This window comes from Psychrobacter sp. Pi2-1 (assembly GCF_904846645.1).
In the GTDB taxonomy this organism is placed as follows: domain Bacteria; phylum Pseudomonadota; class Gammaproteobacteria; order Pseudomonadales; family Moraxellaceae; genus Psychrobacter.
On record NZ_CAJHBO010000011.1, the window covers coordinates 14,303 to 29,140 of the forward strand.

The 14,838-nt window shown below is 42.3% G+C and carries 15 protein-coding genes; 4 read left to right on the top strand and 11 right to left on the bottom strand.

All coding sequences use genetic code 11. The annotated features are described in order from the left end of the window. Positions 1 to 43: 43 nt before the first annotated feature. From JMX91_RS07770 to JMX91_RS07820, 11 genes are all read right to left on the bottom strand, one after another. Positions 44 to 760 carry a response regulator gene (locus JMX91_RS07770; protein WP_057761994.1) on the bottom strand — a complete coding sequence of 239 codons (717 nt, stop codon included), beginning with the start codon at positions 758 to 760 and terminating at the stop codon, positions 44 to 46. Positions 761 to 1,359: 599 nt separating this feature from the next. Further along, positions 1,360 to 1,776 (bottom strand): F0F1 ATP synthase subunit epsilon, encoded by a 417-nt coding sequence (locus tag JMX91_RS07775; RefSeq protein WP_057761996.1) that lies wholly within the window; start codon positions 1,774 to 1,776, stop codon positions 1,360 to 1,362. A gap of 114 nt (positions 1,777 to 1,890) precedes the next feature. Continuing rightward, entirely contained in the window at positions 1,891 to 3,324 is a 1,434-nt protein-coding gene (atpD, locus tag JMX91_RS07780) for a F0F1 ATP synthase subunit beta (RefSeq protein ID WP_057761998.1), read from the bottom strand. A gap of 38 nt (positions 3,325 to 3,362) precedes the next feature. Beyond that, complete coding sequence (gene atpG, locus JMX91_RS07785) at positions 3,363 to 4,244, bottom strand: F0F1 ATP synthase subunit gamma (protein ID WP_101205955.1); 882 nt, start codon at positions 4,242 to 4,244, stop codon at positions 3,363 to 3,365. A gap of 216 nt (positions 4,245 to 4,460) precedes the next feature. Further along, the gene (gene atpA / locus JMX91_RS07790; protein WP_057762002.1) at positions 4,461 to 6,005 is read right to left on the bottom strand and encodes a F0F1 ATP synthase subunit alpha; all 1,545 of its coding nucleotides are present in this window, start codon (positions 6,003 to 6,005) and stop codon (positions 4,461 to 4,463) included. A 93-nt stretch (positions 6,006 to 6,098) separates the two neighbouring features. After that, entirely contained in the window at positions 6,099 to 6,722 is a 624-nt protein-coding gene (locus JMX91_RS07795; RefSeq protein ID WP_075106456.1) for a F0F1 ATP synthase subunit delta, read from the bottom strand. A gap of 13 nt (positions 6,723 to 6,735) precedes the next feature. Next, positions 6,736 to 7,206, bottom strand: a complete 471-nt coding sequence (locus JMX91_RS07800; protein ID WP_058023503.1) for a F0F1 ATP synthase subunit B — start codon at positions 7,204 to 7,206, stop codon at positions 6,736 to 6,738. A gap of 117 nt (positions 7,207 to 7,323) precedes the next feature. Then, positions 7,324 to 7,572: a F0F1 ATP synthase subunit C gene (gene atpE, locus JMX91_RS07805; protein WP_010197960.1), complete on the bottom strand. Its 249-nt coding sequence runs from the start codon at positions 7,570 to 7,572 to the stop codon at positions 7,324 to 7,326. Between the two features lie 33 nt (positions 7,573 to 7,605). Continuing rightward, positions 7,606 to 8,472, bottom strand: coding sequence for a F0F1 ATP synthase subunit A (gene atpB, locus JMX91_RS07810; protein ID WP_201548394.1), 867 nt, complete (start codon positions 8,470 to 8,472; stop codon positions 7,606 to 7,608). Positions 8,473 to 9,148: 676 nt separating this feature from the next. After that, entirely contained in the window at positions 9,149 to 9,547 is a 399-nt protein-coding gene (locus tag JMX91_RS07815) for an ATP synthase subunit I (protein WP_102093133.1), read from the bottom strand. 275 nt (positions 9,548 to 9,822) lie between these two features. Next, on the bottom strand, positions 9,823 to 10,719 hold the full coding sequence (locus JMX91_RS07820; RefSeq protein WP_201548396.1) for a metal ABC transporter solute-binding protein, Zn/Mn family: 897 nt from the start codon (positions 10,717 to 10,719) through the stop codon (positions 9,823 to 9,825). 198 nt (positions 10,720 to 10,917) lie between these two features. Between JMX91_RS07820 and JMX91_RS07825 the strand changes: the two genes are divergently transcribed. The 4 genes from JMX91_RS07825 (at position 10,918) to JMX91_RS07840 (ending at position 14,455) form a co-directional block, all read left to right on the top strand. Next, positions 10,918 to 11,466, top strand: a complete 549-nt coding sequence (locus JMX91_RS07825; protein ID WP_201548398.1) for a Fur family transcriptional regulator — start codon at positions 10,918 to 10,920, stop codon at positions 11,464 to 11,466. 134 nt (positions 11,467 to 11,600) lie between these two features. Further along, the gene (locus JMX91_RS07830; RefSeq protein ID WP_201548400.1) at positions 11,601 to 12,404 is read left to right on the top strand and encodes a metal ABC transporter ATP-binding protein; all 804 of its coding nucleotides are present in this window, start codon (positions 11,601 to 11,603) and stop codon (positions 12,402 to 12,404) included. Between the two features lie 97 nt (positions 12,405 to 12,501). Next, entirely contained in the window at positions 12,502 to 13,305 is an 804-nt protein-coding gene (locus tag JMX91_RS07835) for a metal ABC transporter permease (protein ID WP_201548402.1), read from the top strand. 310 nt (positions 13,306 to 13,615) lie between these two features. Then, complete coding sequence (locus JMX91_RS07840; RefSeq protein ID WP_201548404.1) at positions 13,616 to 14,455, top strand: metallophosphoesterase; 840 nt, start codon at positions 13,616 to 13,618, stop codon at positions 14,453 to 14,455. Positions 14,456 to 14,838 lie beyond the last annotated feature (383 nt).

The following is a 14,838-nucleotide window of genomic DNA, read 5'->3' on the forward strand; positions in this document are numbered from 1 at the left end:
CGAATAGTGATTAATAATTAATCAACCTATAGAAGCAACAATATTAGTTGCCTTCTTTTACGAATAGATAGCCTTTACTACGTACGGTCTTAATACGCTTTGGATTTTCTGGATCATCACCGATTTTTGGACGAATACGTGAGATACGTACGTCAATTGAACGATCTTGACCATCATACTCAATACCGCGTAGACGCTCAAAGATATCTTCACGAGATAGAATACGACCTGCGTTAGAAGCAAGCAACCATAGTAAATCATATTCAGCACTGGTGAAATCAACCAATTCATCACCTAGATTAACTGAACGACCACCGTTGTCGATTACTAACTCGCCAAACTCTAGACGTTGTGGTACATCTTCTGATGGTGCATTTTCTGAGCGGCGCAGTAGCGCACGAATACGAGCAAGCAATACGCGTGGCTGAGCAGGCTTGGCAACATAGTCGTCAGCACCCATCTCAAGACCCAATACCTGATCCATGTCTTCAGTACGTGCCGTCAACATCAAAATTGGATTTTGATAATGCGGACGCACTTCACGGCATACGGTCAAACCATCGCTACCAGGTAGCATGACATCAAGTACAACCATATCTGGCTGCTCATTGACGATACGGCGAATAGCACGATTACCATCAGTTTCAATTGCCACTTCTAAACCATTTTTGACCAAGTAATCTTGAGTCAACATGGCCAGACGCTCATCATCTTCAACAATCAAGATTCGGGGGGTGTTGTCTTCTTCATTCGTTGTCATTGTTATATCCTCTAATACATCTAATTTAAAAGCAGTAAAAGTAAGAGCGGTAAAATTAATAGCACCGTATAGTGGCACAATTGATGTTCGTATAGCTGTTACAAACTTGGTAGCACAGTATACTATTAAATTATCAGCTTCCTGTACTATAGCTGATAGTCGGTAACAAAACCTATAAACTACCCCTATCAAAACTTTAGTTTGCATCCAGAAATTACGCCAATTACTTCGTTAGTACATCGCAATTTGTATTATCTATCGTTTGCTAATTACCCAAACCATCGAGCCAACGTTATCGCGTACAGTTACTGCTCGTTACTTATAATACGTTATGTCTAATATAACCATATATTACCCTTGTCGCCAGTGTCTTTTTAAGAAAATTTCAATAGGCGATGATTCATTGATAATAAAAGATTTTTCCTGAGAATAGATTGAACTACCACAAATACTATCCAAGTAATAACCGTGTGTATTTACCGCAGAACCGTTAATTTCATAATGAATAGACATAAAAAAACAGCCCATATAATGGACTGTTTTTTATCATTACTTATAGCGATAACTCTAAATGACTAGCTATAGCTATCAGTAGTAAATTACGCGCGGTTTTTGTACTTACGAATAGTCTGTAATTGTCCTACTGACTCTGCAAGTGAGGCCAAAGCCGCATTGGTTTGTAGCGTATCAGACTGATTAACTAGCATTTGCTCAGCCTTTTTACGTGCTTCAACGATTTTGCTTTCGTCAAGATTGTGTGCACGCATGGCTGTATCAGCCAATACCGTAACCATCTTAGGCTGTACTTCTAGTACGCCACCTGAGACGTAAATTACTTCTTCTTCACCGTTTGGTGTTTGCACTCGCATTGCACCTGGCTTTAGCAAAGTAATAAGCGGTGTGTGACCTGGCAATACACCAATCTCGCCTTCGGTACCAGTAGCTATTAACATGCTAATTTCGCCTGAATACAACTCTTCACGAGCACTTACGACGCGACATTGTAACGTTGCCATACTTAATTCCTTACCATCAAAGCGCGATCAAAAAACAGTAAAACTGCGATGCGTTACTGAAGAGTAGATACAAGGTTTATATTATATCTACTCGTTAGCTTATGCTCATACAACTTACGCTGACTTAGACTTCATTTTTTCAGCTTTAGCGACTACTTCATCGATGCTACCAGCCATGTAGAACGCTTGCTCTGGTAGGTCATCGTATTCACCAGCGATGATTGCTTTAAAGCTAGCAATGGTATCGCGTAGTGGTACGTATTTACCAGGTGCACCAGTGAAGACTTCGGCTACGTGGAATGGCTGAGACAAGAAGCGCTGAATCTTACGAGCACGATAAACAACCAGTTTATCTTCTTCTGATAACTCATCCATACCCAAGATAGCGATGATGTCTTTCAGCTCTTTATAACGCTGTAGAACTTCCTGAACACCACGAGCAACATTGTAATGATCTTCACCGATTACTTGTGGATCTAGCTGACGTGATGTTGAATCCAATGGATCAACCGCAGGATAGATACCTTGTGATGCGATATCACGGCTTAGTACAACTGTTGCATCCAAGTGAGCAAACGTTGTAGCAGGTGATGGATCGGTCAAATCATCCGCAGGTACGTATACCGCCTGAACTGAAGTGATAGAGCCTGACTGAGTTGACGTAATACGTTCTTGTAGTAAGCCCATCTCTTCAGCTAGTGTTGGCTGATAACCAACCGCTGATGGCATACGACCAAGTAGTGCTGATACTTCTGTACCCGCTAGTGTATAACGGTAGATGTTATCAACAAACAATAGGACGTCACGACCTTTGCCAGTAACAGGATCTTTGGTATCACGGAAGTACTCAGCCATAGTCAAACCAGACAGTGCAACACGTAAACGGTTACCCGGTGGCTCATTCATCTGGCCATATACCATTGCTACTTTAGACTTACTGAAGTCTTCAGTGTTTACAACGCCAGCTTCCTGCATTTCGTGATAGAAATCGTTACCTTCACGAGTACGCTCACCAACACCAGCAAATACTGACAAACCTTCATGTTTTAGAGCGATGTTGTTAATCAGCTCCATCATGTTAACGGTTTTACCAACACCAGCACCGCCAAACAGACCAACTTTACCACCTTTAGCGAACGGGCAAAGTAGATCGATAACTTTAATACCAGTTTCTAGTAGCTCAGTGCTGTTTGACTGATCTGCGTAGCTTGGCGCTTCACGGTGGATAGACCATTTTTCGTCAGCAACAACAGGACCTTCTTCATCGATAGGACGACCAAGAACATCCATGATGCGACCTAGCGTACCAGTACCTACAGGCACAGAGATAGGTGCGCCAGTATTAGTAACAGGTAGGTTACGCTTTAAACCTTCGGTTGAACCCATTGCAATAGTACGTACAATACCGTCACCCAGCTGTTGCTGTACTTCTAGGGTAGTTTCGGTACCGTCTACTTGCAAGGCATCAAAAATTTGAGGAACTTCATTACGGTTGAACTCAACGTCAAGAACCGCGCCAATAATCTGTACAATACGACCGCTACTCATTGCGTTCTCCTTGAACTTCTATATATAGGTGTAGTCAATTATGAAACAGCAGCAGCACCGCCAACGATTTCCGAGATTTCTCGGGTAATCGCCGCTTGACGCAGCTTGTTATAAACCAACTGTAAATCGTTAATAAGGTCACCAGCATTATCTGTTGCCGCTTTCATCGCAACCATACGTGAAGACTGCTCAGAGGCAATGTTTTCCATTACCGCTTGATAAACAATCGACTCAATATAGCGACCAAGCAATTCATCAATCAACGTCTTGATGTCAGGCTCGTAGATATAATCCCAGCTAAGTTCTGTCTGTAGACCACTGTCTTCATCATCAAATGACTGCTCTGGTAGAGGAACCAACTGATTAACTGTTGGTTTCTGAGTCATTGCATTGACGAATCGGTTATAGACTACATAAATACGGTCAATATTGCCGTTATTATAGTCTTCAAGCATCGCTTGAACCGGTGCATTCAATTGTTCAAACGTTGGTTTATCGCCATAATCGGTCACAGCCGACGTAACTTTACCACCAAAGTTTTTGAAGAAACTCACACCTTTGGCACCGATGACTGCAAACTCAGCCTGTACAGACTGATCTTGATAATCTTGGATACTTTTAGTTAGGGCTTTGAATAAGTTAATATTCAAACCACCCGCTAGGCCACGGTCAGAGGTAATGACAATATAGCCAACCTTATTGACTGGACGCGATACCATATACGGATGTTTGTAGTCTGATGAGGCATGCACCAAATGTGAAATAACCCGGCGCATACTATCAGCATACGGGCGACCCACGTCCATGCGCTCTTGCGCACGGCGCATTTTACTTGCCGCTACCATTTGCATAGCACGAGTAATTTTCTGGGTGCTTTTAATACTGGTGACTTTGGCACGTATCTCTTTTAAGCTTGCCATAATGATTCCAATATAAGAGGGTTAAAAAGCATTGGCGCATGCGACAATCGTTTGATATACAACATCAGTCTTACAGAATAACATTTTATATCTTGTGGCATTACGCGATCTAATACCGATAATGGTTAAAACAGTGGCGCAAATATCTGATCAGACAACGCGCCACTTTATCAGCTCTAAGCTACAGTTATAACCAATTCGGCTTAACCCGTTAAATTAATAACTGTGATTTTGTTTAAAGGTCTCTAGAGATGACTTTAAACGACCTGCGATATCATCGTTGTAGTTCGCAGTGTCATCAATCTCACGCATCAATTCACTTTGCTCATCATGCATATAACGTAGGTATGCTTCTTCGAAAGAACCAATCTTTTCGACAGGTACGTCAGCTAAGAAGCCTTCGTTTGAAGCATAGATAACGGCTGCTTGCTCAGAGATTGACATCGGCTGATACTGCTTCTGCTTCATCAATTCAGTCACACGCTCACCATGATCAAGCTGTTCGCGAGTTGCGTCATCAAGATCTGATGCGAACTGAGCGAATGCTGCTAGTTCACGATACTGAGCTAGAGCGGTACGAATACCACCAGATAGCTTTTTGATGATCTTAGTCTGAGCGGCACCACCAACACGAGATACCGAGATACCAGCGTTTACTGCTGGACGGATACCTGAGGCGAATAAACTAGACTCTAGGAAGATCTGACCATCAGTGATCGAAATCACGTTGGTTGGTACGAATGCAGATACATCACCAGCTTGTGTTTCAATGATTGGTAGTGCGGTTAAAGAACCAGTTTTACCTTTCACTTCACCGTTAGTGAACTTTTCTACATAATCAGCATTTACACGTGATGCACGCTCAAGTAGGCGTGAGTGTAAATAGAATACGTCACCAGGATAAGCTTCACGACCTGGCGGACGACGTAATAGTAGTGAAATCTGACGATAAGCAACGGCTTGCTTTGATAAGTCATCAAATACAATCAGTGCATCTTCGCCGCGGTCACGGAAGTATTCGCCCATCGTACAACCTGAGTACGGTGCGATATACTGAAGTGCTGCAGGCTCTGATGCTGAAGCAACCACAACAGTGGTATATTCTAGTGCACCAGTTTGCTCAAGCTTACGTACGACGTTAGCGATAGTCGAACGTTTCTGTCCGATAGCCACGTATACACATTTAATGCCTGAAGCTTTCTGTGCGATGATCGCATCGATAGCCATCGCTGTTTTACCAGTCTGACGGTCACCAATGATAAGCTCACGCTGACCACGACCGATTGGAATCATGGTATCAACGGCTTTATAACCAGTCATTACTGGTTGATCTACTGATTGACGGTCGATAACGCCTGGAGCGATCTTTTCGACTTTATCAGTCATCTTGGCATCGATAGGACCTTTGCCATCAATAGGATTACCCAAAGCATCAACAACACGGCCTAACAGCTCAGGACCTACTGGTACTTCAAGAATACGACCAGTACAATAGGCTTTTTGACCTTCTTGCAGCTTTAGGTAATCACCAAGTACTACCGCGCCAACAGAATCACGCTCTAAGTTTAGAGCCATTCCGTAGATTTCGCCTTCAAACTCAATCATTTCGCCGTACATGGCATCTTCAAGACCATGAATCTGCACGATACCGTCAGATACTTTGACAATCGTGCCTTCATTCTTTGCAGTTGCACCCGCATCAAGGTCTTGAATACGCTGCTTAATCAGGTTACTGATTTCCGCTGGATTCAATTGTTGCATTGCCTTGTTTCCTTTAATTTATGATAACCCGCCCACTGACTCAAATGCTCTTGCTATGACGCAGATAATATATGACTGCATCAATAAATGGCATTAGGCAGTTAGCTGTGTTTTTAACTGTTGTAACTTGCCGCGCATCGAATCATCAATGACTTTATCACCGACTTTGATTGTAGCGCCTGCCAATAAACTTGGATCAACTGATTCGTGAATCACTACACTGGCATTTAGCGAGGCAGCAAGACGCGTTTGTAGCATTTGACGCTGGTCATCAGTCAATGGGTAGGCAGAAGTCACATATGCGTCAAGCTGCTTTAAGCTTATTGCCTTGTGACGGCGATAATGCTCATAAACTTCAGGAAGCAGCGCTAGACGCTCTTGTTGCGCCAACTGCTTAACAAAATTATTGAGCTGGGGTGATACTTTAGGGTAGCTAATACTGTTACCGTAACGAGAACCTTTGCTCTCGCCTAGTAGCTGTTTAAAAGCAGAGTCGCTATCACCGGCCACTTGTGAGTCATAAAGATCGACCAAAGCAGCTGACTTATGCTCAGCAGAAACAGCTGGATTGTCTAGCCAAGTACTGAACGACTTGTCATTGACAACAGTGCTAGCGACAAGTAAGAAATCTTCCCACTCGTGTACAGCGCCGTTTTCATTGGCATAGTCAAACGCGGCTTTAGCGTACGGTCGTGCTAAGGTTGATAAGTCAGCCATTATATCCTCACAATTACAGCTTCGCCGCCAGTTGGTCTAACATACTGGCATGTTTTTGCACATCGACTTTGTCTTGCAAAATCTTCTCTGCACCAAGTACAGCCAGTTCAGCAACTTGGGCACGTAATGATTCACGCGCTTGATTGATTTCTTGGTCGATAGACGCTTGCGCTTGTTGACGAATGCGCTCGCCTTCCGCTTGGGCTTGCGATTTTGCATCTTCGATGAGCTGATTGGCACTCTTGTTTGCTTGCTCGATTAGAGCGGCAGCCTTGGTCTTTGCAAGATCAAGTTCCTGCTGGACATTTTGCTCCGCGGTCGCCAAATCTGCTTTTGCTTTTTCTGCGGCATTCAGACCTTCAGCAATTTTACGCTGACGCTCATTGATGGCACCGATAAGTGGTGGCCACACGAATTTCATGCAAAAAATCACAAATATTGCAAAAGCAATGGCTTGACCGACGAGGGTAAAATTGATATTCACGTGATCACCTCTTTGTTAATGAAAAATCAGTTTCATTGATCATGTTTGGTAGTCAAATCTTGACTATATTTGATAGAAAGTCTCCGAATACCAAACATTTACAACTGAGCTTTCGGATTAACCTGCTAGAGGGTTAGCGAACAACAATAGCATAGCAATACCAACACCGATCATCGGAATAGCATCAAGAAGACCTGCTACGATGAACATACGAGTTTGCAATTGTGAGCCAAGCTCTGGTTGACGCGCAACGCCTTCTAAGAATTTTCCACCTAGAATAGCAAAACCAATACCTGTGCCAAGTGCGCCAAGACCGATAAGTAGTGCTACTGCGATAACTGTGTAACCACCTAATACTGGATCCATTGATGTATCCTCATTTACCTATTGAATGTCTAATTAATGTTCAGTTGATGATGCAAGCGACATGTAAACTATCGTCAGCATCATGAATACGAACGCTTGAAGTGTAATAACTAAGATGTGGAAGATAGCCCACGGTACCGATAACGCCCATTGAATCCAAAACGGCATTAGAGCAATCAGTATGAAAATCAATTCCCCAGCATACATGTTGCCGAATAGACGCAAACCAAGTGATACAGGTTTGGCTATTAGAGTAACTGCTTCTAGGATGAAGTTGATGGGAATCAAAATCGCTTGTACGATTGGGTTTTTGGCGCCAAACGGATGTAGTGTTAACTCACCGATAAAGCCGCCCAAACCTTTTTCTTTAATGCTATAAAAGATAATCAGTGCAAAGACAGAGAACGACATACCAAGCGTGATGTTAGGATCAGTCGTTGGAACAATCTTAAAGAAAACATGATCTGGATCATGGCCCATAGCGGCACCGATTTGCCCAGCAATACCTGGAATGAAATCAACAGGTATCAAATCCATCAAGTTCATCAAAAAGATCCAGACAAAAATAGTCAACGCCAATGGCGCAATCAGTTTTGATGTACCACTGTATGAATCACGAACGTTGTTATCAACAAACTCAACGATCATCTCAACTGCTGCCTGAGTTTTTCCTGGCACGCCTGAAGTGACTTTTTTGGCAACCATCCAAAAGACGGCGCAAAACAAGATACCTAGACCAATCGACCATAGCATAGAATCAAGATGGATAGCGTTAAAGCCCATTGCCCCTGCTTCTTCAGCAGTATGAGCAACTTTCCAACCTTCGCCCGGCAGATAGCCATACGTCCAATTCGTTAAGTGGTGAGAGATATATTCTGATGATGTTTGCTCGGATGCCATAATGTAAGCTTCTTATTAATCAACGATTTAATCAACTACCAAAAATATGGTTGTCATCTGATGAGGTGTAGTATTTGTATCTGTCTTGCTATTAATCAGACAAATAAACCGTACTAAATCACTCATGTAACCAACAACATCCAACCCATAGTTCTATTACTAATATGCAGTATTTGATAGCGTGAGATAAATTTTAGCTATCAAAAAAGGGCTTATGATAACTCAGTAATAGCCCTTGCATTTTTATACGCAAAATTATTATATATGTGCTTGCCCACTGACCGTTTTTTACAATCGGCGCTTAATGTAGCGCTTATAAGCAAAGTATTTAGCCGCCTATATTAATGCAGCGTTGTATTCGTGTAAAGTCAATTGTGATTTTTTTATCCACTGTATGAATAAGTTAGCCACCAGTTTTACTTGCTAATATAGCTACTAACCATAATCAGATATCAGTAATCTAATTATCAGCAATACAGATAGTTGAATAACCCCTACCCTCTCACTACATACTACGTCTAACATGGAGACTCATAGTGCGGTCTTTATACTCACTGGTGCTATCCTAAGACAGCGTTGTGCTTCGACTTTTCGAACTAGTCATAGAGAAGCTGGACGGCAGGGTGACTTGCCAGTACTATTAATAAACCATCTGTTTAGCGATCATTTATTAGCGCTAGCGTATATGCCACAACATCCAACTGTGACTAATTTGCATTACCATAAAACCGATAAACAGCGCTGGCGCAGATAGGGGTTGTACGGTAATAAAAATTAGTGCAAAACCAAACACGGTCAATAACCATTTTGACATTTGACCCCGATATAGCTGGCTAACGATGTGTTGGCGCGCGCGATATCCGGTGTACCAAAAAATAAAAAACGCAAATACTGCTTGAGTGATAAAACTTAGTAGCGCACCAATTGCAGCGCTTTTTGCTATCGTAAGCTCACTATGTAGCCAAATAGTATCTACTATCCAAGCAATGATAATAAGGATAAATAGTATCCATGCTTGTCGTTTAATATAGATGCCAATCTTGTCTTTTTGCGTGCGTTTGGCAGGCTTGGTCATCGGTATTCCTATAGCCCTTACAGCATTGGGACAATATATCATACTTATGATAATTTTATCCGTGAATGACTTACTCTACAGGTATTACCTTTCGGCCAAAATAAAACGCTACTTATTATAGGTAGAGCGTAACTATTAAGCAAGTAAAATATGACTTTTATCAGTCACCTAACTCGCAGACTTATGGCAATGGCGTGTTCTCATCTATTAAACTCAAATCACGCCATTACTTGAACACCTCTATATGACCCGTGGTGTAGCAGTATATTTCACGTTTATGGTGTTATACATTGATTGATTTGCTGGGCCATGGTTTGCCAACCACTGATAAAATCTGTGCTACTGCTCATGTCTTCAGCCTGTATGCTTGTTTTTACTGGCTGCAACTTGGCAAGCAGACCTTTAGAGACAGCGCCTTGGTTGACCATACACATCTGATTCACAGGGCGATTCTCATTTAACCAACGCAGCTGACTGGCTTTTGGAGAAATATGATGATCAGGGCTCAAGCTACCGGCTAACTTTATATGTGCTGCTTTTTCAATATACTGATAAGCATCATGATAAACCCAGTAAGGACGGACGGTTTGCGACCCTTGCTGGATGTCAGCAACGGCTTTATCCATACGTTCAGAAAACTTTTTGACATTGGCCTGATAAGTACTTGTATACTCCGGATTGGCGTGACTGTGTATCACTGCCAATGCACGGGTAATGGCTTTAGCATTCTCAGGATCTAGCCAAATATGCGGATCCATTGTGCCCTCAATCACCTCGCCTTTTACATCACGCAGCGGATAACGGTTAAACGCATCAAAGTCAAACATCGCAATGGCATTAGGGGCATCTTGCAAACTGCCCGTTAAACTATTTTCTAATGCAGGTCCAAACCAGACGACGAACTTACTTTCTTTGATGGCTTTCATATCACTTGGACTGACACTACCATGATGCCCAACATCGCCTGGCTGTAAGATTCTATTCGCCGATGGTGCACCATCAGTGACCGCTTCACTGAGTAAAAACATCGGATAGTTACTCACACTCACGGTTGCTGCTTGAGCACTAAGTGTCAAAAAGCTGAGCGCCATGCCTGAGATTAGCAAACGTTTTAACAGTAAGCGCTTTAACATAGTAACTGGGCTTAGTAGAGGATTAAAAACTGAGTTCATAGTAAGTGTCTTTGATATATGAATGATGGGGCTTAGGCATCATGTTTGGTAAAGCGTCATCATGATCAAAAGTTACCGTACAGTAGATAACTGCAATAGATACCTTGAGACAGATTATCTGCTTATGGTTTTATTATGTTATACTATAACAATAAAAAAATGAATAAAAAAGCCATTTTATTTTTAGGAGTCCGTACCATGTCTACCCATACGTCGATTTGTGAACATTTACATGATGCGCAAGACTTTACGCCGCAAGAGATTACAGAGCGCCTCAACGCTGCAAAGGAACAATGTCGCTTAAATGGCTCACGTTTTACTGCGCTGCGTCAGCAAATATATCAGCTGATATTAGAAGCCAATAAGCCTATCGGTGCCTATGACTTGATCGCTCAATTACAGAGCATGCGCCTATCAGATACAGACAGTCATGACGAGACACAAAAGCAATCGGGCAAAAAGCAAACCACAAAGAACGTCGCCCCGCCAACGGTTTATCGCAGTTTAGAGTTTTTATTAAGCGAAGGTTTGATTCATCAATTGACCTCTATTAACGCTTATGTTCCTTGCTGTCATCCAAGAGCACAGCATACAGCGGCGTTTCTGATCTGTGGACAGTGCCAGCGGGTGCAAGAATGTAGTAGCTTGCCAGTACAAGAAATAATGGGCTTTGCTGAGCAGGACGTGGGATTTGTCGTTGAACGCAGCGTGATCGAACTCAGTGGACGGTGCCAAGCCTGTCAATAGCTTGTAAATTAAGTAGCCTATAAATTCAGTAGCTTATAAATACTGACTGCTCTTCTTTTAATGCTTTTTTATTCGTTCTTAATACCCATATTTTAGTTATCTCTAACTTTTACTTATTTATTCGTTGTCATATTATGAGCCTGTCTACTCTACCTTCTAAACAGTCATTCGCACCTAATGCATATAGCAATGCTGCAAACGATGCAAGCCAGCTGCTGAGCCTACGTGATATCGGCTACTATATTGGGCCGCAACGTATTCTTTCGAATATCGATATCGACATTGCGACCAACGAAACCGTGAGTCTCGTTGGGCCTAACGGCGCTGGCAAATCCACACTAGTTAAACTCATCTTGGGTTTAATTGACCCGACTAAAGGCAGCATCACAGCGCACCAGCCGTTACAGCTTGGCTACGTGCCGCAGCGATTTACCGTCCCGCCAATATTGCCATTACGAGTCAGTGACCTACTGGATCAAGCAGATAAAAAGCGGCTAACCGCTGAACAGCGCCAGTTTATATTTGATAATTTGGCATTGACGCATTTGTTATCGCGGCAAATGTTGCATTTGTCCGGCGGAGAAGCCCAGCGAGTTTTGCTTGCCAGAGCATTGTTGGACAAACCCAACTTATTGATTTTAGATGAGCCTATGCAAGGGCTTGACCCTGATACAGAAGTTTGGCTATATCAGTTTATCGATAAGTTACCTGATTTCTTACGTTGTGCCATGTTAGTGATATCCCATGATTTGCACTGGGTTATGAGAGGTAGTCGACGCGTTATCTGTCTCAATAAGCATATTTGCTGCGAAGGTCAACCAAGCGAGCTTGCCATTAGTAGCGAGTTCAAAAAGTTGTTTGGTCACTATTATGAGCAGCCCTACGTGCATCAACCACATGCATGCCAGCATCATACACCAAACGAGCTCGAACTATAATCCTTAGCACCACATATATTACAGCTGTATATCTCTTGGTGTTTTGACACCTAGCAATGCAGCATTAAGCCTTTATAAAATTTCACGGATATTTATTATGACCTCTTGGTTAGCTATTATCGCTCCTGCTTGGATCGCTGGCAGTATTTTAGCGCTACTATCAGCACCTTTAGGTTGTTTGGTATTGTGGCGACGTATGGCCTTTTTTGCGGATGCTTTAGCACATGGCACTTTGTTGGGCGTGGCTCTAGCAGCTTGGTGGCAGATGCCGATGGGAATTGGCGTTACGTTAGTCAGTATCGCCGTAGTGTTGGGGCTAGTTTTGATTGATGATGAGCGTTTGCCTGCTGATGCAGTGTTGGCCGTTGTTGCGGTGTCATTGCTGTGTTTGGGTCTATTGACCTTAACCCAGCTGACAGACCAACAAGCCAATGTACTGGGGTTTTTGTTCGGTAATTTACTGGAGCTTGGTTGGGGTGAGTTACCCCTACTCGCAGGGTGCGTACTCGTAGGCTTAGGCCTGCTCAATTATATTTGGCCCGCTCAAATCAAACTAGCCACCCATGAGGCATTGGCACGTATCCAAGGCATTAACCCCACCCGTCAACGACTGTTCTTCATGGGTATTTTGGCAGGTTTTTGTGCCGTTGCCTTACAAGCTGTCGGTAGCTTATTGATCAGTGGGCTATTGGTATTACCTGCTCTTACCGCGCGCTTATGGGTCACCTCACCAAAACAAATGGTGATTGTGGCCATGATCACGGCGCAATGCGGTGTGACACTAGGTGTGTGGGGCAGTATCTGGTTGGACATACAAACTGGTCTGTCTATCGTCTTGATATTGGCGGCTTTATTTTTTGTAGCCTTGATTTTTTCAAAGCTAATAAAGATAAAACTTTAGTTAGCGTCGCTGTAAATACGTTATAATAAATAAAACATGACTGTTTTTCGCTATCTTTTTGTTCAACTTTATTTTATTAATATAATGAATACTTTAGCTCGATAATACTATAAGGTGGATCTAACTTCGATATTACTAGTTGATAGTATAAATATTGTTGATTAGAGTCAAAGTAAGCTCAAGGCAAACGCTGTGCTTTTTTATAGTAGATTGATGATAATTATAAATACCCAGTGAAAAAATAGTAGCTCATTTATCCATACTCGCGCTAACAATACTTATTGTTGTGATTCGATAAGGGACTGAACCAATGCCAAAATATCCTGCCAATAAGTTAAGCACCTCCGACCAAACAATAAATATTTTACAGATTACTGATTTGCATTTATCGACGCCTGTCTTTGTTGCTGAGAGTAATACCTATAGTGATGACATGGCTTGTCAGCATAGCTTTGAAGCAGTTCTCCAACAGGCGCTTAGTGAAGATATTCGCTGTGATTTGATTATTGTGACCGGTGACTTGGTCAATCGAGTAAAGTCTTCAATTTACGATCATATCTTTACTGTATTACAGGCGACTCAGATTCCTTTTGCTTGTATTGCTGGTAATCATGATGTGACGGACGAGAATGGTAAAGACTTGCCGTTTTTTCAGCGAGAGCTTGTCGCTCAACCTGCTGACTCACGTTTGTTAAGTCGTCATGTCATTGAGACTGAATACTGGCAGCTGTTGTTATTAGACTCATCCATTTCCGGTAAGGTCGCAGGCGAGATCACGCCCACTGATATCGATTGGTTATGTGAGAGACTTAGCACCTGTGATAAGCCCGCATTAATCGCCCTACACCATCATATTGTTCCAGTTGATTCTGACTGGATTGATACCCATATGGCAGAAAACACTGAAAGTTTTTGGCAGCATATGGCACCATTTGAACAGCTACAAGTGGTAATCAGTGGCCATACTCACCAAGAGCAAGTTCGACTGCGCCAAGGCGTCACGGTGTATAGCACGCCATCTACCTGCTATCAGTTCAAACCCTATGAAGATGATTTCTCTTATGATGAGCATGCACTACCAGGATATCGCTGGTTGCAATTAGCCAACAATGGAACAGTTGCAAGCTGGGTTGAAAGACTGGATACTTGATGCCCAGAATTATTAGCACTAGTATAAGTCTTAGCCCTTATTACTTATAGCTTTCGTCAATATTTTTTGATAAAAAATACAGTAATAAACAAATAAAATATGCATTCAATATAAAAAATCACTTCATTATTATTACAAACAATGATACAACTTATGAAATAAAGCAAGGGTGGCCCAATATCTAATATGAAGCCACTGCACGATAGCTAGGATGGCCCATTAACCACAAGCTCAGTTTTCACAATCAATGACCTACGGCATGCTTTAGACAGTATTATTAAAACCGAAGTTTGTATAACAACCTATCTAACACTCGGTATATAACTGTCAAGATATAAAGTCTACGATATTATTTGATCAGCTGTGTTACTTGTATTACCAAG